This is a genomic window from Gordonia polyisoprenivorans (assembly GCF_017654315.1).
GTDB classification, from domain to species: Bacteria; Actinomycetota; Actinomycetes; order Mycobacteriales; family Mycobacteriaceae; genus Gordonia; species Gordonia polyisoprenivorans_A.
In genome coordinates, this window is the sequence record NZ_CP072203.1 from 4106796 (window position 1) to 4133587 (window position 26792).

Genomic DNA, 26792 nt, shown 5'->3' on the forward strand with positions numbered 1-26792 from the left:
CGCACGCCGACGCGCCGCACACCCACCTCAGCGGCGACGGGCCGAACCACCGGAATAGCCACGCGGCTGCGACCGCGACGGCGTACCCGAATACCCCGACCGGGGCCGCCACGAATGGCCGGCACCCCGTGAACCAGGCCCGCTCGCTTCGCTCCCGGCGCCCCGAAAACCAGGCCCGCTCGCTTCGCTCCCGGCGCCTGCACGATACCTGCCGGCGCCCCGCATCGCCCCCGCCGGGCGCATCGTCGCCTCCGCGGCAGCAGCCGACCTGCGACCAGCCGGCAGCACCCGGCGCCACACCGGTCGCTTGGCCTCCGGCGTCGGAGCCGGACCACGGCCCGGACCCGGCCGGCCGCGACGCACCGGCGCGGGCGCTGAGCCGGACCCCGAACGCCGTACATCGAGTCGATCACGCAGTACCTCGGCGCGAGAAGGCTTGTAGGCCACCGGAGTCGGCAGCCGCAGGATGCGACCCAGCCGCCCGGGCCTACTCGTCGACAACGCCACCACCGCTTCCGGTTCATGACGGGCCGCGTTGGCCAACAACCCGAGCATCGCCAACACCGTCAGCGTCGACGTACCGCCCGCCGACAACAACGGCAACTGGATGCCGGTCACCGGCAGTAGGCCGATCACATATCCGATGTTGATCAGCGCCTGCGTGGTGATCAACACAGTGATCGTCGCCGTCATCAACCGCAGGAACGGATCGGTCGACCGGTGGGCGATGCGCAGACCGACGAAGGTGAAGATCACGAACAGTGCCACCACCAGCAGACCGCCGATGAGACCGAGTTCCTCACCGATGATCGCGAAGATGAAGTCGTTGTGCGCGTTGGGCAGATAGTTCCATTTGGCGCGACTCTGCCCGAGCCCCACCCCGAACACACCGCCGTTGGCCAGGGCGTAGGTCGCCTGACGTGCCTGATATCCGGCACCCTGCGGATCGTCGATACCGCCGAGGAAACTCATCACGCGCTGCGAGCGATAGCCCTCGACCAGAGCCAGCACGATCGCGATACCCGCACCGGTCAGCGCGAATGCGGAGAACACCTTGATCGGCAGACCCGCGAACCACAGCAGGGTGCCGATGATGATCGCGATGGTGATCGTGGTCGACAGGTTCGGCTCGAGGATGATCAGCAGACAGATCAACAGACCGACCGGCAACAACGGGATCAACAGTTCCTTCAGCGGGGCGTTGTCCCGACGACGCGACGCCAGCAGATGCGCTCCCCAGACACAGAGCGCCACCTTGACCAGCTCCGACGGCTGCACCGACAGCCCCGAGATGACAAACCAGCGTCGAGCACCCTGGCTGAGCGTGCCCACCCCGGGGATCAGCACCAACGCCAGCAGCACCGTGGTGACCACCATCAGGGGCGCGGCCATCCGACGCAACAACCGCACCGGAAGTCGCAACGTGAGGTAGAAGACCACGACGCCGAGCAGCGCGAAGACGACCTGCGTGGCGAACAGGCCGTAGGCCGACCCGTCCTGCGAATAGCCCTCCACCGACGACGCCGAGAGCACCATTACCAGCCCGAACGCCGTCAACAGGAACGCCATGGTCAGGATGAGGTGGTACGACGCGAGCGGGCGGCCGAGCAAACTGCGCGTACCCTCCGCGATCGTCGACAACGCGGTACCGATCATCTCGACCGGACCGGCGTGCGTCCGCGTGTCGGAGGCTCGCGCATCCGCTCGCGACCGCGAGCGTCGCGTCGAGGGCGTCGTCTCCCCATTCGCGGCCCGGTCGTTCGCAGCCCTGTCGTTCGCGGCCCCGTCGTTCGCAACACCGTCGGCGTCGGTGTGCGAGTGCACATCCGGGTCGTCGGTGGGCGCGTCGGCATCGTCGGACGATAGGTCCGTCGACGCGGCGCTCATCGCCGCTGCGCCTGCTCGTCGACAGCTCCGTCCCCGGCGGTGAGCGACCGCGCGGCGTCGGCGAAGGTATCTCCGCGGCGGCCGTAGCCGGCGAACATGTCCAGCGACGCGGCCGCGGGCGCCAGCAGGATCGCGTCAGGACGATCCTCGCCTCGGCATTCGGCGGCGAGGGCCCACGCGAGGTGGACGGCGCGATCCATCACCGCCACGGCGGCGTCGGCCGGTGCCGGTGCGGACGACCCATCGGAGATGGCCGGGGCGTCCGGAGCTGCGGGCACATCAACACCCGCCGGGAAGGAGAGCTCTCGCTGTACGGTCACGCAGCCATCGTCCCCTGTGAACACTGTGACAGTTGGGACTTCTGGGGCGTGTCGCGCGATCGCTGCGACAACCAACCCGCGATCGCGCCCGATCGCGACGACGCCCGCGAGGCGATCGCCGACGGCTTCGAGCATGCTCGCCAGCGAGGCGCCCTTGAGCAGACCGCCGGCGATCAGGATCACCCGGCGATGGGCGGCGATCGCCGCCTGCGCGGCATGCGGATTGGTCGCCTTGGAATCGTCGACGAAGGCGATGCCGTCGAGCTCGGCAACGACCTCACCACGATGTGCGGCCGGTCGGAACGCCGCCAGTGCCGATCGGATCGCGTCGGGACCCACCCCGATCGACCGGGCCAGCGCCGCGGCGGCCAGGGCGTCGGCCAGCCCGGACGGTCCCGGTGGCCGGATACCCGTGGCGTCGGCGAGTGTCGTGCCTTCCGCACTCCCGACTCCTGCCATCCCGTCCGCCTCGTCGAACGCCCGGTCGACCAGTACCCCGTCGCGAACCCCGAGCTCGCCGTCGGCGGGCGCCGACAACGTGAACCCGACCCGTCGGCCCGCGACGGGTAGAGCTGCGGCGACCGGATCGTCGAGTCCGACGACCCCGACGGCCCCGTGCAGGGCGATCTGCTTGGCCTGTGCGTAGGCGTCGAAGGACCCATGCCAGTCGAGGTGGTCGTCGGCGACGTTCAGCACCACACCGGCACTCGGCGCGATCGACGGCGCCCAATACAACTGGAACGACGAGAGTTCGGCACAGAGCACGTCGACGCGGGGACTCTCGGCCATCGCGTCGAGCACCGGGAGCCCGATGTTGCCGCACGCCGCGGCCGCACGCCCGGAGGCGGTGACGATGTCGGCGAGCATCGAGGTCGTCGTCGTCTTGCCGTTGGTGCCGGTGACGACCAGCCAGGTACGCGGGGGTCCGTAGATCCCGGCCGCGTCGAGCCGCCAGGCGAGTTCGACCTCACCCCAGGTGGGGATGCCGGCGGTGTGTGCGGCGACCGGGAGCGGGTGGTCGGGCGCGAAGCCCGGCGACACGACGACCAGGTCGGTGCGATCGGTCCACGTCGGATCGGCGAGTAGTTCGGTGATGGCGACCAGCCGAGCCCCGCGGTCGACCATGGCCGAGGCCCCGGCAATCGCCCCCACCCCTGCCGTGGTGACGCGGTCGTCGGCGATGGTGACCTGCGCGCCCAGATCCAGCAGATGGGCGGCGGCCGACATGCCGGCCGATCCGCCGCCGGCGACGAGTACCGACCGGCCCGGTAGCGCTGCCCCCGGTAGGGGCGTCACACCCATCGTCTCAGCCCTTGACGGCGAGGAACTCGCCGTAGAACAGCGAGAGCCCCAGCGCACACGCGATGGCCGTCAGCAGCCAGAATCGGATGATCACCGTCGTCTCCGCCCAACCGCCGAGCTCGAAGTGGTGATGGAACGGAGCCATGCGGAACACTCGTCGCCCGGTGGTCCGGAAGAACGCGATCTGGATGACCACCGAGACGATCTCCGCGACGAACAGGGCGCCGATCACGACAGCGAGCAACTCGGTGCGGGTGGTGATGGACAGCCCGGCGAGCATGCCACCGAGCGCCAGCGACCCGGTGTCGCCCATGAAGATCTTGGCCGGTGCGGCATTCCACCAGAGGAAGCCCAGGCACGCTCCGCCACCGGCGACCGCGATCAACGCCAGATCCAGCGGATCTCGCACGTTGTAGCAGCCCTGGGGGATGTCGTTGGCCGGTTTCGCGCCGCCCGAGCAGGCGTTGACGAACTGGAAGAACGCCACCAGCACGTAGGAGCCGAGCACCATCGCCATCGAACCCGCGGCGAGTCCGTCGAGACCGTCGGTGAAGTTGACGGCGTTCGACCACGCAGCGACCACCAGCCAGACGAAGACGACGAAGGCCACCGACACCATGGAGATCGCGTCGATGTCGCGCACGTAGGACAGGTACGGTCCGGCCGGGGTGAGGCCGGAGTTGTTGCGGAACTGCAGCACCAGGATGCCGAAGAGGATCGCGGCGATGAACTGCCCGATCGATTTGGCGGTCTTGTTGAGGCCGAGGTTGCGATGCTTGCGGATCTTGATGAAGTCATCGAGGAATCCGACACCGCCCAATGCGGTCGCGAGTCCCAGCACGAGCAATCCCGATGCGCTCGGCCCGGCGTCGGAGTCCATGAACAACCCGGCCAGGTGGGCACCGAAATAGCCGGCCCACAGGGCGATGATGATCGCAACGCCGCCCATGGACGGGGTTCCTCGTTTGGTCTGGTGGCTCTGCGGGCCCTCGACCCGGATCTCCTGACCGAAGCCCTGCCGCGAGAACAGCCGGATCAGCAACGGGGTGAGCATGATCGACACCGCCACCGCGATGGCCCCCGCGATGAGGATCTGGGTCACCTGAACGTCCTCGCCTTCACTCGTTCACTCCTGCGTCCGGGGTGTCCGGCTGCTCTGCCCGCCCCGCCTGATCGGTGTTCTCGGTCTGCTCTGTCTCGGTCTGCGCGGTCTTGTCGGCCTGCGCCGTTTTCTCCGCCTCCACCGTCCGCAGGCTCACCGGGTGATGAAATGCGTCCTGGATGAATGCGGTGATCCCACTGGCCGGGGCCTCCGACACCGCCCACAAAACGGTGTCGCCCGGTTGCGGTCGCCACTGCGGCTCGTCGGCGAACAGGTCGACGACCTCCTCGACGCTCTGGACCTGACGCACCTCGTCACCCCAGGACCCCTCCATCACGGTGCCCTGATGCAGTGCGCGCACAACCCTGCCGGAGCCTACGCACAGCACCTTGTCGACGGCGAGACGAACCGCGAGCCGGCCCACCCGATCGTGTTCGACGGCCCGGTGGTTCTCGTCGTCGCTGTCGGGGCCCTCGACGAGGAGCTCGCCGATGACCGCCCACGTCCGCCGGCCTCGCCCGTCGCCCGCATCGTCCGCACCTGCTCGTCGGGCCCGGTCGGCCGACTCGACGAGTATCCGCAGACCCGAGGTGACGTCATCGATCCGTGCGGGCGTCGCGGTGGCGAGCACGGTCAGCTCAGCGCTCACCGGCGAGCCCCTCGGCCCGCGGTGTCCTCGGTGGTCTCACCGGCGATCCGGTCCAGGGCGTCGGCGAGCACGACGCGGTCGTCGAAGGGGTGCTTCACGCCGTCGATCTCCTGACCCGCCTCGTGTCCCTTGCCGGCGACGAGGATCACGTCACCGGGCTGCGCCCACTCGACGGCGGCGGTGATGGCCGCTCGCCGGTCCCCGATCTCGCGGTGATCGGCACCCGCGGGCAACTCCTCGGCGGGTACCTCGGCGATCCCGGCGAGCATCGACGCCCGGATCGCCGCAGGGTCCTCGGTGCGCGGATTGTCGTCGGTGATGATGACCAACTCCGCTCCCCGAGCGGCCGCAGAGCCCATCATGGGGCGCTTGCCGTGGTCACGATCGCCACCGGCCCCGACGACCACGCCGATACGGCCCGTGGTCTGTGCGCGCAGCGTCGACAACACGGCATCGAGCGCGCCGGGCTTGTGCGCATAGTCGACGATCGCCAGGAAAGACTGTCCGCGGTCGACCCGCTCGAGGCGACCCGGCACCGATACGTGGGCCAGCGCCGTGGCGGCCTCGGTGGCGCTGATCCCGGCGGCGACCGCGATCGCGATGGCCAGGGCGGCGTTGGCCACGTTGAACCGGCCGGGCAGGGGTAGCACCATCTCGACGCCGCTGCGCCCGGGTCCGGAGAGCGTGACGTGCTGTGACCCGTCCGCCTCGACGGTCACCTGTTCGGCCCGCCAGGATGCGCCGACATCGGTCGTCGACACCGTCACCGGCGCGAATGACGAACCAGCCGAGGCGATCTCGGCCATCCGCCGTCCCCACTCGTCGTCGACGCAGATCACCGAACGGACCGCGCGGGTCGAGGACCCGGCGGCGAACAGGAGTGCCTTGGCCTCGAAATAGGCGCGCATCGTCGGATGGAAATCGAGGTGATCCTGCGACAGATTCGTGAAGGCGCCCACCGCGAAATGTGCGCCATCGACTCGCCCGAGCGCCAGTGCATGGCTCGAGACCTCCATGACCACCGTGTCGACGCCGCGCTCGACCATGGCGGCGAGCAGCCCCTGCAGCGTCGGGGCCTCGGGGGTGGTCAGAGAACTCGGCACCGCGACACCGTTGACGCGTGTCTCCACGGTGCCGATCAACCCCACCGAGTGTCCGGCGGCCAGCAGTGCCGCCTCGACCATGTAGGACGTCGTGGTCTTGCCGGAGGTTCCGGTGATACCGATGAGCTTGAGTCGTTGCGACGGATTGCCGTAGATACGGGCGCTGACCCCGCCGAGGACACGTCGGGGTTCGGGATGCACCAGGACCGCACAGGTGGCTTCGGTGGGTAGGACACGCGTCAGTTCGGCTCGTCCCGCGGCGTCGGTGAGGACGGCGGTCGCACCACGCTCGACGGCGTCGGCGGCGAATCGGGCACCGTGGGTGCGGGCCCCGGGCAACGCCGCGAACAGGTCGCCCGGACGGACGTCCTGCGCACGCAGTGACACCCCGGTGACCGCCGTTGTCGCGCTCGCCTCGCCCACCAGGTCGAGCCGCGCGCCGGTGGCCTGTGACAGGACGCCGACCTCGGTGGGATCGAGCTGGGTGGGGCGGCTCAGGTCGGTCGACCGACGTCGCCGAGACGATCCGCTCCGTGCTGCCATCGCGCCGATCCCCTCCTCTCACCCCGTCGAACACGGCGCGGGTCCGAGCCCCTCGCCGTGTGCCGGTTGTCGTGTGCCGGCTGTCATGTACCAGTTGTCCGGTGCCGCTACCGGCCGGTGTTGTCTGATACGCCCGTGAACGCACTCACGATACCGTCAGCCCGACCCCGACCCGTGCAGGGTCGGCGCCGGGCGTCGGGCTCACGAGGCCTGCAGCACCATACGTGGTGTGGGCTGCGGTGATTGCGGGATGCGGTCGTGCTGCAGAATCCACGAGGCAATGGATTTGAACAGCGGCGCCGCCGACTGCCCACCCGAACCGTCGGAACTGCGCTTGGGATTGTCGAGCATGATCCCGACGACGAACCGCGGGTCATCGGCGGGGGCGATCCCGGCGAAGGTGATGTTGTAGCTCGAGTTCGAGTAGCACCCACACGCGGGATCGACCTGCTGCGCCGTACCGGTCTTGCCGGAAAGCTGATAGCCGGGCACTGCCCCCTTGGCGCCGGTACCCTCCTGTTCGCCCATCGGATCGTCCTGGAAGATCCCGCGGAACATGTTGCGCACCGTCACCGCGGTCTGCGGGCTCACGACCTGCACTCCCGGTGGGCGTGGCTCCTCGGACGGTGACTGACCCCCTCGCGTCTCGGACTCGAGGATGCGTGGCGGGATGCGCAGTCCGTTGTTGGCGATGGCCTGATACATACCGGTCATCTGCAGCAGCGTCATCGACAGGCCCTGGCCGATCGGCAGGTTCGCGAACGAACCACCCGACCATTGACTCAACGCGGGAACCTCGCCGCCACTCTCGGCGGGCAGCCCGACGCCGGTGATGCGACCGAGTCCGAAGCGATTGACCATGCCGGCGAATCGTTGCTCGCCCACCTGCTGGGCCAGCATCAGGGTGCCGACGTTGGAGGACTTACTGAAGATTCCGGTCGTGGTGTACGGGGCGACACCGTGGACCCAGGCGTCGTTGACGGTCACCCCGGCCATGTGGATGCTGCCGGGAACCTGATGTACCTGTTCGGGAGTCGTCAATCCGTACTGGATCGCCGCCGACGCGGTAATCACCTTGTTGACCGATCCCGGCTCGAACGGTGAGGTCACCGCGGGGTTGCCGAGGTTGGCGTCGGGCTGATCCGACAGCGGCTTGGACGCGTTGAACGTGCCGTCGTTGGCCATCGCGAGCACTTCACCGGTTTTCGCGTCGAGCACCACCGCCGACGCCGACCGTGCCCCCGATGCGGCCTTGGCCTTCATCACCTCGCTCTGCACGTACCACTGGATGTCGGAGTCGATGGTCAATTGCACGTTGGCGCCGTTGATCGCCGGGTGGACGTTGCGCGTCGAGCCCGGGATGATCGCGCCGTCGGAGCCGCGGTCGTAGGTCTTGGAGCCGTCGGTGCCGGCCAGTACCGAGTCGAGTGAGGCCTCGAGACCGATCAGTCCGTTGCCGTCGTAGTTGACGTCACCGACGATGTTGGCGGCCAACGATCCACCGGGATAGATCCGCACGCTCTGCGGGTCGGCCCCGACCTCGGGATAGTCGGTGGTGATCCGCGACGCGACGTCGGGGCTGATCGAGCGCGCGAGATAGACGAATGTGTCGTCGCTGGTGAGCTTCTTGTAGAGGTCGTCGGCGCTGATCGATCCGCCGAGCGCACCCGAGACACCGTCGGCGATCTGATGCAGTCTTGTCTCGACGTCGGGCAGGCTGGGATTGTCCTTGTGCGCCTTGGCGATCGAGTTGCGCACCGCCTTGGGCAGGAAGGTCAGCGACCGTGCATCGTCGGTGTAGGCCAACGGCCGCCCGTTGCGATCGAGGATCGCGCCACGCTTGGCGGTCATGATCTGCGTGTATTCACGCTGGGCTGCGGCCTGCTGTGCGAGGGCCGGCGCCTCGATGGTGTGGACCACCACCATGCGGACCGCCACGGCGATGACCGCGAGCAGCACCACCACACCCGCGATCCGGCTGCGTACGACGAAGGTCTGCGGTCGTTTCGGGGGTTGTCGGGGGGTCCGCGGTGGACGGCCTGCTCCGCCGGCGGCCGAATGGCCGGAGGCGGCCGGTCTGGTCGCACGTGTCGTCATGATCGTCAATTGTCCACCGTACTAACGCGTCTCCGGCGAATTTCCGCTCGGCGGGTTGCTTGTCGCCGGCGCGGCCTGCGGCAACACATTGGGCGCAGGCGTGGTCGCTGCCGGGGCCGGTGGTTGCGTGCCGGTCCCGGCAGGTGCCGGAGTCGTTGCACCCGGTGCCGCGGCACCGGGACTCGGTGTGGCGGTACCCGCCGTGCCGGAACTCGGTGCGGTGGAACTCGGTGAGGCCGTTGGGGCGCCACCAAGACCCACCGAGTCATCGACCTTCTTCGGGTCGATCGTGGCAGCCGGATTCGGCTGATCGTCGGGGTTGATCGAGGGCATGCGCTTTCCGGTGGCCGGCTCCGGGTCGCCGACGATGCGCGGCTTACCGTCCGGACCGATCACCATGCGGGCCGGGTTCTGATCCACCACCAGCCCGAGCGCCCCTGCGGCATCGGACAATTCGGGTGCGGAGTTACCCGACTCGAAGGTGCGCTTGAGGGTGTCGCTGCGATCGAGCAACTCCTGATTCTGCTGGCGGGCGATGCCGATCTGATAGGAGTCCTGAGCCGCCTTGGTGGACAGCCAGAGACTCAGACCCAGGCCGAAGGCAAGCACGAGCAGCACCGGGATGACAAAGGGCACGCGGGAGAGTCGCTCGGACAGACTAATTCGCCGGGCGCCAGACGCCGCGACCACGGGCGCCGAGACCGAGCCGCGTCGTGCGCCCCGCTCCTGGGAGGCGGTCCGCTTGCTGTGCCGATCGATCGCACGCTGGGCCGCCCGCGATCGGGTCGGCCTCCCGACCCCGCCACGGGTGCGCCGGGGGGCGCGTTCAGTGGTGTCGAAATCCTTGTCGCGCAGTCGATCCTGGCGTTCGATGTCGTCGAGAAGGGTCATCTCACCTCCTCCTCTGCGATTCGTTCGATGACACGGACCCGGACCGGCGTCGATCGCGGATTGGTGTCGAGTTCTTGTTGGTCGGGGCGCTCGGCACCTCGGGTGATGAGTCGGAATCGTGGTGCCGTGCCGGGCAATTCGACCGGCAGCCCGGGCGGCGAGGTCGAGGTCGTCCGTAATGCGAACTCCCGCTTGACGATTGTGTCCTCGAGTGACTGGTAACTCATCATCGCCACACGACCACCCACCCGCAGCGACGCCAACACCCCTGGAAGCGCCTGTCGGAGCGCCTCGAGTTCGCCGTTGACCTCCACCCGCAGCGCCTGAAAGGTCCGCTTGGCCGGGTGCCCACCGGTGCGCCGGGTGGCCGCCGGGATCGCGGCATAGAGCAGTTCGACGAGTCGCGCGCTGGTGGTGAAGGGCTCACGCTCGCGTTCGCGCACGATCGCCGACGCGATCTTGCCGGCGAAGCGTTCGTCGCCGTATTCGCGGAGGATGCGGGCGATGTCGCCATGGGAGTAGGTGTTGAGCACATCGGCCGCAGTGGGTCCGGCCTCGGGATTCATTCGCATGTCCAGCGGTGCGTCGACGGCGTAGGCGAAACCCCGCTCCGCCTGGTCGAGTTGCATCGAGGACACACCGAGATCGAAGAGGGCGGCATCGACGCGGTCGGCGCCGGCTTCGGCGAGAACCGCCGGGAGTTCGTCGAATCTGGCCTGATGGAACGTGATTCGGTCCCCGAAGTCGGCCAGGCGTGCAGCGGCGGTGGTCAGCGCCGCGGCGTCCCGATCGATCCCGATGACCCGGACCGACCCGAACTCCCGCAGGATCAATTCGGTGTGCCCGCCGGCGCCGAGCGTGGCATCGACGAACACCGGTTGTGCGACAGTGGAATTCGAGAGAGCAGGGGAATTCGAGAGAGCGGGGGGATTCGAGAGAGCCGGGCGCAACAATTCGATGATGCGTCGAGCCATGACGGGCACGTGCCCGTGTTCGCCGGAACGGCGTTCACCCGAGCGACGCGACGGCGGGGTCTGCGCACCCGCACTGTTGTCGTCGTCCTGCGGTGTCACCGGCCTGCCCCTCCGAGTGCGCCGTCCCCCGAGCGGCCGCTCCCGTCGCGCGGGCCGGCCTCGAAGAGGGGTGGCTGTCGTGTGTTGGTTGCGTCGGCTTGTGGTGGAGCGGGGTCCCGACCCGATCGCGCACCTGGCGTTGGGGAAGTACGCCAGGGTCGGACCGGGTCGGGGCCTCGTGCCACCCGAAGCCCTGTGCATCTGTCCTGCACCCACGTTGCGGAGTTAGAGCACCGCGCTCAACGCCGCGGAGTTCGCCGCCGAGAAGTTCTCCTCGTGCTGACTCTGGTAGTCACGCCATGCCTGTGCGTCCCAGATCTCCAGGTGATCGAAGCTGCCGATCACCACACACTCCTTGGACAGTCCCGCGTACTGCCGATGTTCGGCCGCCAGGGTGATCCGCCCCTGCCCGTCGGGCCGTTGCTCATCGGTGCTGGCGAAGAAGTACCGCTGGAATGCGCGCGCTTCGGGATCGTTGCGCGACGCCTCCATCGTCTTCTCCGCGATCGCATCGAACTCCTCGGCCCGATACACCGACAGGCTGTGGTCCTGGCCACGTGTGACCATCACCCCTCCTGCCAATGCGTCGCGAAACTTCGCGGGCAACGTGAGTCGCCCCTTGTCGTCCAACTTGGGCGTGTAGGTACCGACAAATCTCGTCGACATGTCGGCACCTCCCGCCCACCGGGTCCGGCGTTCCGGATCGCCTCACCCAGTGACGCCCACAGTACCCCACTTTCCACCACTTTCCACCCCAAAACCACCCCGATTCCCCACCCGCAGATGAATACGCAGGTCAAGAGCACAATTGCGACCGCGACACGGTAGGTCTCAGCCATGTGGACCGGCGTGGCCCTGCCTGACAGGTGAGGTCTGTGAGGAGAATTGTGGCTGGTGAGATCGCGATTCCGGGTGTGGTGGGGCTGCCTGTGGGGCCGTGTGGGGACTCCGGTGGGGCTGTGTGGGGACTCCGGTGGGGCCGTGTGGGGGCGGCCCCTGATGTGCACATACGACAGCAGCCGCACACCCGGCGGGGGTGTGCGGCTGCTGTGAGAAATCAGTCGCGGAACCTCAGTGGGTTCGTTGCGGGATCACTCCTGCTCGAACCGGCGATTGAAGCGGTCTTCCATGCGCTCGGTGAACTTGCGCTTGGGCGTCGCGGCCTTCGATCCGCGCCCTCCGGACCCACGTCCGCCCGGGCCGCGATCGGCCGACGGCGGCGCTCCCTTGCCGGGTAGCCCGCCCCACAGCGCCAGCAGTGCTGCGGCGAACATGACGAGGAAGCCGACGAGACTCAGGATGGGGAAACCACCCACGTCGAGCCCGATGATGGGTCCCACGATCAACAGCGCCAGACCGAGGACGAAAACGACGGCCGCCTGGATGCGGCGACGACCGGTCGACCGCCCGAGGCGGCGACGAGTGACGCTGGACGCGAACTTCGGGTCCTCCGCGTACAGAGCGCTTTCGATCTCTTCGAGCATGCGCTGCTCGTGCTCCGAGAGTGGCACCGACCCTCCTTACCTGTAACCGACGAGCCATCGACGAGATGTTCGCCGCGATACTCGCCTGATGACTATGTTCGCGGCCTACAACCATGATACGAGGTGATTCCGGCGGCGACCACCATAACCGCACTCGTTGAATCGTTTTTGTGTTCGGGGCCGTTACCGGCGCCGATGCGATGGCGCCGCGCGGCACCGGCTCGGGAGGCCCGACCGGTTGCGACACATCACGCGGGATGTGCCAGCGATCCCAATTGCGCGCCATGTCCGCCTTGCTCATAGGCGATCACCACGCCCTCGACGGTGTCGAGGAATGTCAGCACCAGGCGGTGCAGTTCGGCGACGACAACCGGATCGACATGTCGCTCCAATCCGGCCTCGATGTTCATTCGAAGACCAGACCATGCGGCGAAACGTTCGGCCTGTTCGGCCAGGTCCGGCATGATCACCGCCAGACGATTCCATGCGTTCGACGACAACCCGCGCGTCGAGCGGCCGCTGGTCGGCTCACCGATGGCCAGGGCCGCACCGGCAGCCCGCAACGAGGTCAGGTACAGCTGCCGGAAGCGTTCGGCGTCGTCGGTGATCCCGTCGGCGTTCTCGAGAAGGAGATCGGCACGTTCAAGCAGGTCACGCGCGCGCCCGACGACGATCGGATCCACCTCGACCTGTGGGGTCGTTCGACGTGTCATCATGGGCCTCCTTCCGTTGTCGCGGTGTTCGTGGGTCAGGTGGGCCGCGCCGGCCGACCCTTTGGTGTCAACGCGGTCCGAGGGCAGGCGCTTCCCTCGCCCACCGCCGGACCGCGTCGGTCGTCGGGTGGCGGCGAACAGCTTGCGGAGGCACATTCATCGAACACCCGTTCGACGGATTCAATGGTAGTCAGATCTGATCGCCGGGGCAAGGCGTTCGGCAACCCGATGCGCATCACCATGCCCGACGCCACCGACAAAAGGGTGCGGGCATCCGAGCACGGGATCGACAACAGGAAGGACCGCACGTGACGATTCGGATCGCCCGTCTCGACGGACGTGACTGTGCGGTCTGGCTGGGCCCGGCACTCGAGATCTATGTCACAGCGATGAACTATCCACGCGGAACCGAGATGCATCGCGCCGGACTGTGGCGTGAGCACATCCGCCGACCCGGATGGGAGGCCTACGGCGCGATCGCGACCGTGTCCCCCGCCGAGGACGGCTCGCTGGATCTCGTCCGCCGACGGCTGGACCCGCCCCTGTCCCCCCGCGGCGACGAGGTGCTCGTCGGGATCGCCTACGGCTACCGCGGAGCGCCCGACCAATGGTGGAATCAGCAACTCCGCGCCGGTCTGCGATCGACCGGTCGGGACCCGCGGATCATCGACGAGATCACCGAGGACTACTTCGAGCTGACCGAACTCCACGTCCACCCGAGTGCGCAGGGGCATCGGATCGGCGAATGGCTACTGCACCGCCTCCTCGCCGACCGACCCGAACACCACGTCCTGTTGTCCACACCGGAGATCGCCGACGAGGGCAACCGCGCCTGGGCGTTGTACCGGCGCATGGGCTTCGGTGACGTCCTGCGCGGATTCACCTTCACCGGCGACCCGCGCCCGTTCGCCTTCCTCGGGCGACGACTACCCCTCGTCGCACCCACGGTCGTGCCGGGCACCGCCGATCCCATCGGCCCCGGCGAACCCATCGTCCCCGGGCAACCCGTCCCCGGCGAATCCGACCTGACCCGATGACGACGCATCCGGTGGGCGACGCGATCGTCGTCGGCGCCGGTCACAACGGTCTGGTCGCGGCCGCCTACCTGGCCCGGGCGGGGCGTTCGGTGACCGTCCTGGAACGCGACACCATCCCGGGTGGTGCGGTGTCGACCGTCGAGCGCTTTCCCGGCTATCGCGTCGACCGCGGCTCGTCGGCGCACCTGATGATCCGCCACTCCCCGGTCCTCGACGAACTCGCACTCGCCGACGCGGGTCTGACCTACCTCGACTGCGACCCGTGGGCGTTCTGTCCGGCGACCGACACCGCCGGACCGATCGTCTTCCGCACCGACCTCGACGCCACCTGCGTCTCGATCGAACGTGCCTGCGGACGCGCCGACGCCGACGCCTATCGCGCCTTCGTGGCGACCTGGGCGCCGCGCGCCCGAGCACTCATGCGCTCCTTCTACGAACCGGCCACGCCGGGGCGGTTCGCGCGCGCCTTCGGTGGTCTCGGTCCCACCGCCACCACCGCGCGGACCGGCCTGTTCGGTGCGCGGTCGGGCCGGATGATGTCGGTGACCCAGGACCTGATGTCGTCCGGGGATGCCCTGCTGGACCGCTGGTTCGGTTCCGAGCACCTCAAGGCCGCCCTCGCCTGGTTCGGTGCCCAGTCGGGCCCGCCGATGAGCGCCCCCGCGACCGCCCCGATGATCGGGTTCGCAGCGCTGATGCACCAGATCCCACCCGGCCGCGCCGTCGGCGGCAGCGGAGCGCTGACCGATGCGCTCGTGCGCCGGCTCACCGGTGACGGCGGCGAGGTGATCACCGATGCCGCGGCCACCTCGATCTCCCGATGCGGCGACCACTGGCGGGTCGAAACCGCCGACAGCGCGCCGCGATGTGCCGACACGGTGATCGGCGCCTGCCACATCCTGGCCACCCTCGACATGCTCGCGGCCGGCGGATTCGACCCCGAGGCGCTCGCGCGGTGGCGACGTCAGATCATCGTCGGCTCGGGTATCGGGATGGCCGTGCGTCTGGGGACCCGCGAGTTGCCCGGGTATCGGGATCTGCCCGCGGACCTCCCCGCGCACGGCGTGCATTCGGCACTGGGGTTGCTCGTCACCGACCGGGATCAGCTCCGCCGCGCACAGACCGCGGCAGCGGTCGGCGAACTGCCCGAGCGGCCTGCGTGTCTGGCGATGGGATTCTCCGGCATCGACCCGACCCTCAGCCCGCCCGGGCATCATCTCGTCAATCTGTGGGCGCAATGGCATCCGCGTCATCTCGCCGACGGATCCGGGTGGGACGAGGTGGCCGCCGTCGCCGCCGACGCGGTGATCGCCGAGGTCGAGCGTCACGCTCCCGGCTTCGCCGATGGCATCGAGCACCGCCACATCCAGACCCCGCAGGCGCTGGAATCCGAACTGGCACTGATCGGCGGCAACATCATGCACGTCGAGATGACGATCGACCAGATGTTCATGCTTCGTCCGCACCCGGACCTGTCCGGCCACGAGGTGCCCGGCGCCGACGGCATCCTGCTCGCCGGCGCCTCGACCCATCCCGGCGGTGGGGTCACCGGCGCCAGCGGGCGTATCGCCGGACGGGCCGCGATCGCGCGCGGCACGGGCCGGCACCCCGGCGATACACGCGGTCGGCGCCTATGGCCGCTATCACCCCGGCATCTGGCACGATGAGCAGCGTGCGTCCGCCGATCACTCGCCTGAGCCCACCCCGCGCGTCTGCCTTCGTGCTCACGGTCGTGCTGCTCATCGCGGCCCCGTTGATGTCGGGATGCCTGCAACGGTCCACGACGGTCGGTGATCGATTCGCCGGCAGCGTGGTCGTGGCCACCTCGCCGGACAATCCGCGTGGCGCACCGAAATTCGACATCCCCGAGTCGATGACCGGCAACATCGCGGTCTCGGACTATCGCGCCAGCACGTCGACACAGGGTTCGGGCGCGCCGGCGTCGGCGCAGCCATCGCCGTCGGAGGACACCGACCAGCCGTCCTCGGATTCCACGCCGTCTGATTCCGCGCCGTCGGATTCCACACAGGCGGCACCGACACCCCAGGAGCAGTCCGGCGACAGCAGCGACGACGCCACGCTGGTCGGCAGCCGTGCGACCTTCAGCAACCTGACCGCGGGTCAGCTCAGCCAGCTCGGCGACATCATCGCCGACGCCTTCGGCGACACCGCGATGACCATGGACCTGTCGGCCAAGCGCAGCGGCTCGGTGGTGCGATTCCGCGGGTCGACCGATCTCACCGGTCTGATCCCGAATCGCGACTACGTCCGCTTCACGATCTCTTTCGCCGGCCCGATCACCGCGACCAACGGCGACCAGAACACCAACACCTCGGTCTCCTGGACGCCCGAGCCCGGCAAGTCGGCCGACTTCACCGCCGAATCGACCTACGCCGACCCGTCGACCGCCGCATTCGGCGGCTGGACGTGGCTGATGGTGCTCATCTGCGCCGCGGTGGTGCTCGTCGTCATCCGGTTGGCCTATGTTTCCCGCGACCGCAGCCCGCGTCCGGGACGACCGGCCCGGGCGGCGTCGACGGGCGGAAAGAAGAACTCCGGTAAGAAGGCGGCGGGAAAGAAGGCGGCGGGCACCTCGGCCACGGCGGCCACGGACGACAAGGCCACCGTCCCCGCCGACGCCGCTCCGGATCAGGGAGTTGCGCACCGCGACGCCGGGGCACCCGACGGCAACACCGGCAAGTCCTGAACCGACTCCCGCGGGATCACCCCGAACCGGCCGATCGACCCGTCAGCGCGCCCCGACAGTCGGCAGCGCGTCGGGCACGCCGACGCCGAGGCGGTCGAGCACCTCACACGTTGCCTTGGCGAAGTTCAGGCTGCAGAAGTGCAGGCCGGCAACGCCTTCGGCGATGAGTCGCTGCGCGGTCTCGGTGGCGAAGTCGATGCCGACGGCCCGCACCGCTGCGCGATCCTCCTCCGGTCCGTCACCTGCGGCCTCGGCGAAGCGTCGCTCGACCGCGGGTGGGATCACCGACCCCGACAGCTGTGTCATGCGACGGGCGCTGGCCAGCGAGGTGATCGGCATGAGCCCGGGAATGAGTGGTTTGGCGGCCTGCTCGGGGTCGGCGCGCGCCACCCGGTCGCGCAGCCGCAGGAAGTCCTCGACATCGAAGAACATCTGGGTCACCGAATACTCGGCACCGGCACGCAGTTTGCCGACGAGCACCTCGGTGTCCTGATCGAGATCGCGGGCGCGGTGGTGCCCCTCGGGGAACGAAGCGACACCGACGTGGAAGTCGCCGAGGCCCGAGATCAATTCGACGAGTTCGCGCGCGTACTCCACACCCTGCGGGTGCCGGACCCACTCGCCGAGGGGATCGCCCGGCGGATCCCCGCGCAGCGCAAGCAGATTCGTGATGCCCTGATCGGCGTAGGACCCGACGAGGGCACGCAGTTCGGCGATGCTGTGATTGACGGCGGTCAGATGCGCGACCGTCACCAGGGTGGTCTGCGTCGCGAGTTCACCGGCGATCCGGACCGTACGATCCCTCGTCGACCCGCCTGCCCCGTAGGTCAACGACACGAATGCCGGGTCGAGACGCTCGAACACCCGGACCGCGCGCCACAGCCGCGCCTCGCCCTCGTGATCGCGGGGTGGCATGAACTCCACCGAGAAGTGCACGACGCCGTTGGCCGGCGGTGCGGCAAGGCGTTCGACGACGGAGAGCGCCGGTGGGGATGAGGTCACCGCGCCATTGTACGTAGGTCGTTGTGGCACGTTGGCTGCCGTGGCACCCGGCTGCAGTGGCACGTGGGTCCGTCGCTGCGGGACCGTGCCCGGTAGGCGCTCCGGGGCGTGTCTGCCCCTGGGCGACATGCCCTAGCCTGAGGGAATGAGCCCGACCGCACCGCCGCCCGCCGACGCAGAGCCGACGTCGTTGTCGGAGGTGCCCGCCGCCACGGGCGCAGTCCTCGAGCGCTTCTTCGACGCCACGTTGCCGGTCGCCGGCGCCATCTCGCCGGTCGTGGGACGCGCCGCCGACATCGTCGCCGACTTCGTCCGGCTCGGTGGCAAACGGGTCCGGCCGATGTTCGCCTACGCGGGCTGGTTGGCCGGGATCAGCAGCCTCGAGAGGCGTCCGCCGCATCCCGAGCAGTCCGCCGCCGACGCGCTGCGGGTCTGTGCCGCACTGGAACTCGTCCAGGCGTGTGCGCTGATCCACGACGACATCATCGATCATTCCGACACCCGCCGCGGTCGGCCGACGGTGCATCGGCGCTTCGAGACCGCCCATCGCGACGCCGGGTGGTCCGGCGACGGGGCCGGCCACGGCGTCGCCGCGGCCATCCTCGCCGGAGATCTCGCGCTGGCCTGGGCCGACGACCTCGTCGGCGGACACAGCCCGGCCGGCCCTGACGCCGGCGCACCCGCACCGAATCCGCTTCCGGCCGAGGTGTCCGCGGTCTGGGCGGCGATGCGCACCGAGGTGCTCGGCGGGCAGTACCTCGACATCGTCAACGAGGTCAGCGGCGACGACACCGTCGAATCCGCCTATCGGGTGATGGAATTCAAGACCGCCGCCTACACCGTTGCCCGTCCGCTCGAACTGGGGGCCCGCATGGCCGGCGCGCCCGCGGTGCTGCTCGACGACCTGCGCTCGGTGGGCCACGATCTGGGCATCGCCTTTCAGCTGCGCGACGATCTGCTCGGCGTGTTCGGCGACCCGGATCGAACGGGTAAACCCTCCGGCGACGATCTCGCCGAGGGCAAACGCACCGCACTTCTGGCACTGGGTCTCGAACGAGCCGATCAGCGCGATCCGCGATTGGCGGCGGTGTTGCGTGATGCGGTCGGCCGGCGTCTCGACGATCACGAGTTGACCCGCATCCGTGAGCTTCTCGTCGACGTGGGCGCCGTCGAGGAGATCGAACGCCGCGTCACCGCTCTGCTCGAGGCCGCCGTGGCCCGGCTCGAACACGCCGAGATCGGCACCGACATCCGGGCCGACCTGATCGCGATGGCCGGTCGGATCGCCCACCGCGAGGCCTGATTGATGTTCTCGCGCAGTCGAGTTGCAGCAACTCCCGGCCGGCCCGCCGCGGCACCTCCGGTCCCCACACCGTTCCTGCCCGCAGAGATCTGGCTCGGTGGGATCGGGGCGATCGCAGTGTGTCTGGGCGGTTTCTCGGTCGCCGACATCCCCCGCAACCACCCGGGTCTGCAGGACGTGGGACTCGACGCGATCACCTACGGCCACGGAAAGACGTTGGGCGCGATCGTGTTCTGGCTCGGCGTCGCCGCGATGGTGTTCGCGTGGATGAGGCTGGGTCGACGACTCTGCTCCCCCGATGCCGACCGGCCCCTCCCGAGCCTGACCACACTGCGATGGACCGTGATCGGGTGGGCCGCACCGCTGTGCGTGACCGTGCCACTGTTCAGTCGCGACGTCTACGCCTACCTCGGGCAGGGGGTGGTCTTCGCCTCCGGATTCGATCCCTACGCCGACGGGCCGGCCCACCATCCCGGCCCCGTCCTCGACAGCATGGCGCAGGTGTGGGCGTCGACGACGGCGCCCTACGGCCCGATGTTCATGGCGATCACCCGCGGTGTGGTCGCCGTATCCGGTGAGCACGTCCTCACCGGCGTCTGGTTGATGCGTCTGGTGCTGTTACCCGGACTCCTGTTGTCGCTGTGGGCCGTTCCGCGTGTGGCGACCCACTTCGGCGCCTCGCCGCAGGTCGGGGTGTGGCTGGCGTTACTCAATCCGATGGTGTTGATCCACCTCGTCGGCGGCCCGCACGTGGAATTGCTGATGATGGGCGTGCTGGCCGCCGGACTCGCCCTGACCGTCGCCGGCCGGCACGTCAGCGGTCTGGCGGTACTGGGGCTGGCCGTGTCGATCAAGGTCACCGCGGGCGTGGCGATCCCGTTCGTGGTGTGGATCTGGCTCTCGCACATCCGATCCCAACGCAAGGTCACCGGCGCCGATGTCGCGCGGGTGTTCGCGGTGGTGATCGCCGTTCCGGTCGCGGTGTTCGCCGCCTGGACCGCCGTTCTCGGTCTCGGACTGGGCTGGCTCACCGGTCTGGGCTGGGCCGACCAGATCATCAACTGGTTCACGCTGCCCACCGCCTCAGCACATGTGGTGACGCTGGTGGCGGCACCGTTCACCGCACTGAACCTGTGGCCGGTGCTGACCGTCACGCGGGCGATCGGCGCGGTGTGTCTGGCGATGATCCTCGTGGCGTTGTGGTGGCGCCACCGTGCCGACGAACGCAGCGCCATGGCCGGGCTGGCGTGGGCGATGCTGGCGGTGCTGCTGCTCGAACCGTCGACACTGCCCTGGTATTACACCTGGGTTCTCGTCGTCGCGGTTGCTTTCACGCTGCCCGGCTGGGTGCGGGCCGTCGTGGTCGGGGTGTCGACGTTCATGCTGATCGTCTTCCAGCCCGACGACTCGATCGTCTTCTACAAACTGCCCGAGGTGGCATTGGCCGCCGCGCTCTCGCTACTGGCCGCCATCTCGCTGCTGCGTCCCGACCCGCTGCGCCTGGGCACCCTGGCCCGACGACTGTGGGGCGCCGAACCCAACCGGTCCCGGAGTGAGGCCTAGAACGCCTGCGCCTGTGCGCGCCGGATGACCTCACGGGCCGAATGCGTGTGCAGCGCCGCCGCGGGATGCATCTGCAGATCGTCGAATTCGGTGAACAGCCAGCGCATCGCCTCGTCGCGGGTGAACCCGCCGTCGAGCAGCACGTCGACGAGGCCGGTGAAGTGCTTGGCGATGCCGAGATCGTCGAAGAACAGACACGGCACCGCGGGCTCGCCGTCTCGGGACACGGCCAGCAGGCGGTGATCGCGGATCAAGGTGCGCACGCGATTGGTCGACACGCCCAACAGTCGGGAGACCTCGTCGACCGAATACGTCTCGACCTCGACCGGGATGACGTCGCGCGAGAGGGGAAGTGAACTCACGGCCCAGAGATTACCGTCTCCCGGGCCGTGTCTTCACCTGGTTCGCCGCCACCACCGCCGGGCCCGGTGCGCAGCACCACCGGTGGTTCCGGGGCGCGGCACGGCCATCCGGGTAGATTCACAGTCGTGCAGGCAGGGGTCGACGAGTTGATCGGGGCGGTGCTGGAGGACCGCTACCGTATCGACGCGCCCATCGCCCGTGGCGGGATGTCGGCGGTGTATCTCGGTCTCGATCTTCGACTGGGCCGCGACGTCGCGGTCAAGGTGATGGACACCCGATACGCCGCGGACCCACAGTTCTTGCGCCGCTTCGAGTTCGAGGCGCGGGCGGTGGCCGGCCTCAAACATCCCGGGCTCGTCGCGGTGTACGACCAGGGCATCGACGACGGGGTCGCCTTCCTGGTGATGGAGCTCGTCGAGGGCGGCAGTGTCCGGGAATTGTTGCGCGAGCGGGGCCCGATGCCCCCGCATGCGGTGGTCGCTGTTGCCGATCCGGCGCTGGGCGGACTGGGTACGGCACACGCGGCCGGTCTGGTGCATCGCGACATCAAACCCGAGAACGTGCTGATCTCCGATGCCGGCGAGGTGAAGGTCGCCGATTTCGGGTTGGTCCGCGCGGTCGCCGAATCGGGGGTCACCTCGGCCAGCGTCATCCTCGGCACCGCCGCCTACCTCTCCCCCGAACAGGTCGAGTCCGCGACCGCCGACGCGCGCAGCGACGTCTATTCGATGGGGGTCATGCTCTTCGAATTACTCACCGGGCGTACGCCGTTCCGCGGCGACACGCCACTGGCACTGGCGTACCAGAGACTGACCTATGACGTGCCCGCACCCGGCGACGTGATCGCCGGGGTCCCGGTCGAACTCGACGAGGTGGTGTTACGGGCGACCGAACGTCGCCCGGCCGATCGCTATGCGAACGCCTTCGAGATGCGGGAGGCGCTGCTCGACGTGGCCGAGGATCTCGATCTGCCGCCGTTCACCGTGCCGGCCCCACGACGCTCCGCCGAGCGGGAGACGATGGCGCGCCGTCGGGCGGCGGCGAGCCCGCAGGGCACCCGGGTGGCCTCGCGGCCCGGACCGACGACCGACGCGCCCTCGACGAAGGTCTCGGCGGTCATCGATCGCGGTGCCGCGTCCAGGGCGGCGAGCGGCGAGCGCGGCGGCGCGCAGGGCATGCCCGACCCCTTCGACGATCTCGCCGATCGGCGGCTGCGCACACTGATCTGGTTGGTGATCGTGCTCATCGCGGCCGCCGCGGCGGGTGGCGCCGGATGGTGGGTCGGCTCCCAGTTACTGCTCTCCTGACGAGCCCGGCCCCGAAAACCCCCGGCAACCGAAAACCCCCGACACCCGAAACCCTCAGCCGCGCAACATCTCCGCGACGAGGAACGCCAGCTCCAGCGATTGCTGGGTGTTCAGGCGCGGGTCGCACGCCGTCTCGTAGCGTCCGGCGAGGTCGAGGTCGGAGATGTCCTGGGCGCCGCCGAGACACTCGGTGACGTCCTCACCGGTGAGCTCGATGTGGATGCCGCCGGGATGGGTTCCCAGTGCATGGTGCACCTCGAAGAATCCCTGCACCTCGTCGACGACGCGGTCGAAGTGGCGCGTCTTGTATCCGGTGGGCGAGGAGTGGGTGTTGCCGTGCATCGGGTCGCTCTGCCAGATCACCTTGTGCCCGCTGGCCTCGACCGCGGTGACGATCGGCGGCAGCACATCGCGAACCTTGCCGTTGCCCATGCGAGCCACCAGGGTCAGCCGGCCGGGCTCGTTGTACGGGTCGAGACGTTCGACGTATTCGACGGCCTGCTCGGGGGTGGTGGTCGGGCCGATCTTGATGCCGATCGGGTTGCGGATCAGCTCGGCGAAGGCTATGTGGGCGCCGTCGAGCTGGCGGGTGCGCTCACCGATCCACAGGAAGTGAGCCGACAGGTCGTAGAGCACCTTGCCGTCGGCACCGACACTCGGGTCCTCGGGCGCCTCGGCCAGGCGCAGCAGGGCCCGTTCGTAGTCCAGGACCAGTGCCTCGTGCGAGGCGAAGATGTCGGCGGCACCCAGCGAGGAGTCGGAGACCCCACACGCGTCCATGAAGCGCAGACCCCGGTCGATCTCCGAGGCCAACGCCTCGTAGCGGGCCCCGGCCGGGGAGGTGCGGACGAACTCCCGGTTCCAGTCGTGGACGCGCCGCAGGTCGGCCTCCGAGTGGGTCAGCGCGCGAACCAGATTCATCGCCGCGGCGGCGTTGGCGTAGGCGCGCACCAGCCGTGAGGGGTCGTGGATGCGGGTGCCCTCCTCGGCCGGGAACCCGTTGACCATGTCGCCGCGATAGGACGGCAGGCCCAGTGCGTCGGTGTCGGCCGAGCGTGGTTTGGCGTACTGACCGGCGATGCGGGCGACCTTCACCACCGGCAGGCTCGCACCGTAGGTGAGCACGACGGCCATCTGCAGCAGCGTGCGGATGTTGCCCTTGATGTGCGGCTCGGTGTTGTCGGCGAAGGTCTCGGCGCAGTCACCGCCCTGCAGGAGGAAGGCCCGGCCCTGTGCGACCTCGGCGAGCTGTCCGGCGAGCGTGCGGACCTCGGCGGGCATGCAGATGGGCGGCACCGACTCGAGCACCGTGCGCATGCGCCGCGCGTCCTCGGCGGGCCAGCTCGGCTGCTGCAGCGCCGGACGGGCCAGCGCGTCGGCAAAACGCGCCTGCAGGTCGCCGGGCAGCGGCGGGAGTTCGGGCAGTTCGTCGATCGGAACGTCTACGGTCCAGTTCACCACCGCTCCAGCGTAGCGAGGCGTGTGCCGCAGACGCGCATCGGCCGAGATCGATCAGGCTCAACACAGCGAGGCCGGCCTCGCGGACGTGCATCGGCCGAGACTGATCGAGTTTGATCAGCCCCGGGCCTGCCGTGCATGTTCGATCGCCTGCCACTTGCGCCAGTTGTGTCGAGCATCACTGAGTGCGTCGTGGGCGTCGGCGGGTGCCGACGGCAGGGATGGGCGGCCCGCGTACTCCCAATGCTGGCGCAATTCCCGGGTGAAGCGCGGGATCGTTCGCGGCAACGCGGTCATCGGACCCCACAGCTGGCACAGCACGACGTGGTCGTAAGCGCCCACCCAGGCCCACAATTCGACGTCGCCGGGCTCGGCGGTGAGGAAGGCCAGGAGGTCGTCGCGGATGGTGCGCCGGGACCGCCATGCCCGTGACGACGGCGACGGCAGTTTGGGCAGCACGTTCGCCCGAACCCACTCCCCGGCCCGGCCCGGATCGAACTCGGTGGACACCGCGTAGAATTCTCGACCGTCCTCGGCGACGACACCGATCGAGACGAGATCGATCGTGGTGCCGTCCTCGATAAACTCCGAGTCGTAGAAGAACCGCATACTGGTAAGTATCACCCGCCGCCCGGCGAGGGTCGCCGGAGAGGAACGAAGAGCCCGTCATGACGACAATGCTGACTTCGGTGGATGAGCGGTTGCGCCGCTGGTCGCCGACCCGGCGCGCGCGCATCGTGATCGGCGTGATCTTCCTCGCCTCGGCGGGGATGCAGATGTTCGGGGTGCCCTTCACCTCCAGCTTCGGCACCCGGACCCGCATCGACCTCGACGTCTACCGGATCGGCGCGCAGATCTGGCAGCAGGGCCAGAGCCTGTATGCCGATGGGTCGATGCCGTTCACCAGTGACGGCATCTGGTTGCCGTTCACCTACCCGCCGTTCGCCGCGATCGGTTTCGTCCCGCTCGGTGCGATGCCCCTGGCGGTGGCCGGGGTGGTGATGTCGGTGCTCACCATCGCGCTGCTGGTGTTGATCGTCCACATCGTGCTGTCGCTGTTGTCGGTGGGTGCCCGCGCCAATCGATGGTGGCTGGCGGCGCTCGTCGCCGCGGGTGCGCTGTGGCTCAATCCGGTGTGGATGACGATGGGTTTCGGTCAGGTCAACGTCATCCTGATGGCGATGATCCTGCTCGACGTCTTCGTCGTCGCACGTGTGCGCAAGCCCTGGACGCGGGCGCAGGGCATCCTGGTGGGTCTGGCCTCGGCGATCAAGCTGACCCCGCTGGTGTTCCTCGCCGTGTTCGCCGTCGCCCGCCGCTGGGGTGCGGCCGCCACCGCCGGTCTCGCCTTCGTGCTGGCGGGTGCGTTCGCGGCGGTCTGGCTGCCGCGCGATTCGCTGGGTTACTGGACGCACACGCTGTTCCACACGACGCGGATCGGTGATCCGGCCGGACGCATCAACCAGAACCTCAACGCGGCATGGGTGCGTGTGATGCCGGGCGTCGACGGTCAGATCGCCTGGGTGCTCAGTTCGTTGGCGGTCACCGTGCTGGCGTTGTGCGCGGTGCACGTCTGCCGTCCCCGGGAGGCCTTCCGGGCCGGCGCGGGCCCCGCGGCGCGGATCAACGCGGTGCTGGCGACCTGCGCGATCGCGGTCTGGGGTCTGCTCGTTTCCCCCACCTCGTGGGCGCATCACTGGGTGTGGGCGATCCCGCTGATCCTGACCGCCATCACCGTTGCCGCGCGCACGTCGTCTCGCAGCACCCGGATCGCCCATCTGGGGTTGGCCGCCGTCGGCCTGATCCTGTTCTCCCTCGGACCTTTTCAATTCCTCCCGCAGAGTTCGGCCTCGTGGTCGGTGCTCGCGCAGATCGTCGGGAGTTCGTACTCGATCTGGGGGATCGCCGCACTCGTGGTGATCTGGCGTTTCCCGGCCGAGGACTTGCGCGCCCCGAGCGCCGACGAGGCGACCGGGCGAGCCGAACTCGCCCAGACCCGCACGAGCTGACCCGGACGAGAAAAGGCGGCCACACGGGCCTGTGGGCCCACTCAGGCCGCGGGCTTGGACTCCACGGCGTCGGCGGGCGCGCGATCCTTGAGGCTGGCCGCGTAGACGTCGACGTACTGCTGGCCGGACAGACGCATCAGCTCGTACATGATCTCGTCGGTGACGGCGCGCTCGATGAACCGGTTGCCCTGCATGCCCTCGTAGCGATCGAAGTTCAGCGGCTTACCCACCCGGACGGTGACCTTGGTCGGCCGAAACATCACGGTCCCAGGCGGATTGAACTTGTTGGTGCCGATCATCGCGACCGGGATCACCGGCACCCCGGTCTCCAGCGCGATCCGTGCCAGCCCGGTCTTGCCCTTGTAGAGCCGACCGTCGGGCGATCGGGTGCCCTCGGGATACATGCCCATCAGCTCACCCTTCTCGAGCTGTCGGCTCGCCGCGGTCAACGCACCGGCGGCAGCCTCGGCACCGGACCGGTCGATGGGGATCTGTCCGACCGCGGTGTAGAACCAGCGCTGGAACCCGCCCTTGAGTCCGGTTCCGCTGAAGTACTCGGCCTTGGCCAGGAAGTAGATGCGACGCGGGCACATCAGCGGCAGGAAGAAACTGTCCATCACCGCCAGGTGGTTGCTGGCCAGGATGGCCGGTCCGCGCGTCGGAATGTTCTCCAGCCCTTCGATCGTCGGCCGCCCCAACAACCGGAGCAGCGGGCCCAGCAGCACGTACTTGAACACCTGGTACCACATCGCGTGTGTCACTACCCTTCGTCGCACCGACGAGTGCTTTCCGGCCACTCGATCCGGTTGTGAACTCTACTCACCCCAGCCGATGCCCGTGAGATATCGGCCACCCGACGGACATGACTGTGGCCTCGTC

Annotated in this window: 23 protein-coding genes; 7 read left to right on the forward strand and 16 right to left on the reverse strand. The window is 68.8% G+C overall.

The window, feature by feature from the left end; translation table 11 throughout:
• Positions 1–27: 27 nt before the first annotated feature.
• From ftsW to J6U32_RS18570, 11 genes are all read right to left on the reverse strand, one after another.
• Complete coding sequence (gene ftsW, locus J6U32_RS18520) at positions 28–1887, reverse strand: putative lipid II flippase FtsW (RefSeq protein WP_208791599.1); 1860 nt, start codon at positions 1885–1887, stop codon at positions 28–30.
• Positions 1884–3509, reverse strand: coding sequence for a UDP-N-acetylmuramoyl-L-alanine--D-glutamate ligase (gene murD / locus J6U32_RS18525; RefSeq protein WP_208791600.1), 1626 nt, complete (start codon positions 3507–3509; stop codon positions 1884–1886). The genes ftsW and murD overlap by 4 nt, the downstream gene beginning before the upstream one ends.
• Before the next feature lie 4 nt (positions 3510–3513).
• On the reverse strand, positions 3514–4611 hold the full coding sequence (mraY, locus tag J6U32_RS18530; protein WP_208791601.1) for a phospho-N-acetylmuramoyl-pentapeptide-transferase: 1098 nt from the start codon (positions 4609–4611) through the stop codon (positions 3514–3516).
• 16 nt (positions 4612–4627) lie between these two features.
• Positions 4628–5260, reverse strand: coding sequence for a UDP-N-acetylmuramoyl-tripeptide--D-alanyl-D-alanine ligase (locus tag J6U32_RS18535; protein ID WP_208791602.1), 633 nt, complete (start codon positions 5258–5260; stop codon positions 4628–4630).
• The gene (locus J6U32_RS18540) at positions 5257–6906 is read right to left on the reverse strand and encodes a UDP-N-acetylmuramoyl-L-alanyl-D-glutamate--2,6-diaminopimelate ligase (RefSeq protein WP_208791603.1); all 1650 of its coding nucleotides are present in this window, start codon (positions 6904–6906) and stop codon (positions 5257–5259) included. Before J6U32_RS18540 ends, J6U32_RS18535 begins: the two co-directional genes overlap by 4 nt.
• Positions 6907–7107: 201 nt before the next feature.
• Complete coding sequence (locus J6U32_RS18545; RefSeq protein WP_208791604.1) at positions 7108–9003, reverse strand: peptidoglycan D,D-transpeptidase FtsI family protein; 1896 nt, start codon at positions 9001–9003, stop codon at positions 7108–7110.
• A gap of 21 nt (positions 9004–9024) precedes the next feature.
• Positions 9025–9894: a hypothetical protein gene (locus tag J6U32_RS18550; protein ID WP_208791605.1), complete on the reverse strand. Its 870-nt coding sequence runs from the start codon at positions 9892–9894 to the stop codon at positions 9025–9027.
• Complete coding sequence (gene rsmH / locus J6U32_RS18555; protein ID WP_208796201.1) at positions 9891–10868, reverse strand: 16S rRNA (cytosine(1402)-N(4))-methyltransferase RsmH; 978 nt, start codon at positions 10866–10868, stop codon at positions 9891–9893. The genes J6U32_RS18550 and rsmH overlap by 4 nt, the downstream gene beginning before the upstream one ends.
• 324 nt (positions 10869–11192) lie before the next feature.
• The gene (gene mraZ / locus J6U32_RS18560; RefSeq protein ID WP_208791606.1) at positions 11193–11633 is read right to left on the reverse strand and encodes a division/cell wall cluster transcriptional repressor MraZ; all 441 of its coding nucleotides are present in this window, start codon (positions 11631–11633) and stop codon (positions 11193–11195) included.
• A 425-nt stretch (positions 11634–12058) separates the two neighbouring features.
• Entirely contained in the window at positions 12059–12478 is a 420-nt protein-coding gene (locus tag J6U32_RS18565; protein ID WP_208791607.1) for a DUF3040 domain-containing protein, read from the reverse strand.
• Positions 12479–12699: 221 nt separating this feature from the next.
• Positions 12700–13167 carry an SAV_6107 family HEPN domain-containing protein gene (locus J6U32_RS18570; protein WP_208791608.1) on the reverse strand — a complete coding sequence of 156 codons (468 nt, stop codon included), beginning with the start codon at positions 13165–13167 and terminating at the stop codon, positions 12700–12702.
• 305 nt (positions 13168–13472) lie between these two features.
• On the opposite strand from J6U32_RS18570, the gene J6U32_RS18575 reads away from it, so the two are divergent.
• Genes J6U32_RS18575 through J6U32_RS18585 form a run of 3 tightly spaced genes read left to right on the forward strand, consistent with a single transcriptional unit; the run spans position 13473 to position 16908 of the window.
• Positions 13473–14201 carry a GNAT family N-acetyltransferase gene (locus J6U32_RS18575; RefSeq protein ID WP_244332136.1) on the forward strand — a complete coding sequence of 243 codons (729 nt, stop codon included), beginning with the start codon at positions 13473–13475 and terminating at the stop codon, positions 14199–14201.
• Positions 14198–15868, forward strand: coding sequence for a phytoene desaturase family protein (locus J6U32_RS18580; protein WP_208791609.1), 1671 nt, complete (start codon positions 14198–14200; stop codon positions 15866–15868). The genes J6U32_RS18575 and J6U32_RS18580 overlap by 4 nt, the downstream gene beginning before the upstream one ends.
• Positions 15865–16908, forward strand: coding sequence for an LppM family (lipo)protein (locus tag J6U32_RS18585; protein WP_208791610.1), 1044 nt, complete (start codon positions 15865–15867; stop codon positions 16906–16908). Before J6U32_RS18580 ends, J6U32_RS18585 begins: the two co-directional genes overlap by 4 nt.
• Positions 16909–16950: 42 nt before the next feature.
• Here the strand turns inward: J6U32_RS18585 and J6U32_RS18590 are convergent, their stop codons facing one another.
• The gene (locus J6U32_RS18590; protein WP_208791611.1) at positions 16951–17910 is read right to left on the reverse strand and encodes a methylenetetrahydrofolate reductase; all 960 of its coding nucleotides are present in this window, start codon (positions 17908–17910) and stop codon (positions 16951–16953) included.
• A 145-nt stretch (positions 17911–18055) separates the two neighbouring features.
• Between J6U32_RS18590 and J6U32_RS18595 the strand changes: the two genes are divergently transcribed.
• Both J6U32_RS18595 and J6U32_RS18600 read left to right on the forward strand, forming a co-directional pair.
• The gene (locus tag J6U32_RS18595) at positions 18056–19213 is read left to right on the forward strand and encodes a polyprenyl synthetase family protein (RefSeq protein ID WP_208791612.1); all 1158 of its coding nucleotides are present in this window, start codon (positions 18056–18058) and stop codon (positions 19211–19213) included.
• A gap of 3 nt (positions 19214–19216) precedes the next feature.
• Complete coding sequence (locus J6U32_RS18600) at positions 19217–20776, forward strand: alpha-(1->6)-mannopyranosyltransferase A (protein WP_208791613.1); 1560 nt, start codon at positions 19217–19219, stop codon at positions 20774–20776.
• On the opposite strand, the gene J6U32_RS18605 is transcribed toward J6U32_RS18600, so the two are convergent.
• The gene (locus J6U32_RS18605; RefSeq protein WP_208791614.1) at positions 20773–21138 is read right to left on the reverse strand and encodes an Rv2175c family DNA-binding protein; all 366 of its coding nucleotides are present in this window, start codon (positions 21136–21138) and stop codon (positions 20773–20775) included. The genes J6U32_RS18600 and J6U32_RS18605 overlap by 4 nt on opposite strands.
• A gap of 126 nt (positions 21139–21264) precedes the next feature.
• Here J6U32_RS18605 and J6U32_RS18610 point away from each other — a divergent pair, with 126 nt between their 5' ends.
• Positions 21265–22446 (forward strand): protein kinase domain-containing protein, encoded by a 1182-nt coding sequence (locus tag J6U32_RS18610; protein WP_208791615.1) that lies wholly within the window; start codon positions 21265–21267, stop codon positions 22444–22446.
• Between the two features lie 54 nt (positions 22447–22500).
• Here the strand turns inward: J6U32_RS18610 and J6U32_RS18615 are convergent, their stop codons facing one another.
• Positions 22501–23907, reverse strand: a complete 1407-nt coding sequence (locus tag J6U32_RS18615; protein ID WP_014360366.1) for a class II 3-deoxy-7-phosphoheptulonate synthase — start codon at positions 23905–23907, stop codon at positions 22501–22503.
• Between the two features lie 114 nt (positions 23908–24021).
• Positions 24022–24513: a polyadenylate-specific 3'-exoribonuclease AS gene (locus J6U32_RS18620; RefSeq protein WP_208791616.1), complete on the reverse strand. Its 492-nt coding sequence runs from the start codon at positions 24511–24513 to the stop codon at positions 24022–24024.
• A 68-nt stretch (positions 24514–24581) separates the two neighbouring features.
• Between J6U32_RS18620 and J6U32_RS18625 the strand changes: the two genes are divergently transcribed.
• Positions 24582–25913, forward strand: a complete 1332-nt coding sequence (locus J6U32_RS18625) for a glycosyltransferase 87 family protein (protein WP_208796202.1) — start codon at positions 24582–24584, stop codon at positions 25911–25913.
• A gap of 41 nt (positions 25914–25954) precedes the next feature.
• Here the strand turns inward: J6U32_RS18625 and J6U32_RS18630 are convergent, their stop codons facing one another.
• Positions 25955–26662, reverse strand: coding sequence for a lysophospholipid acyltransferase family protein (locus tag J6U32_RS18630; RefSeq protein ID WP_208791617.1), 708 nt, complete (start codon positions 26660–26662; stop codon positions 25955–25957).
• Positions 26663–26792: the final 130 nt, after the last annotated feature.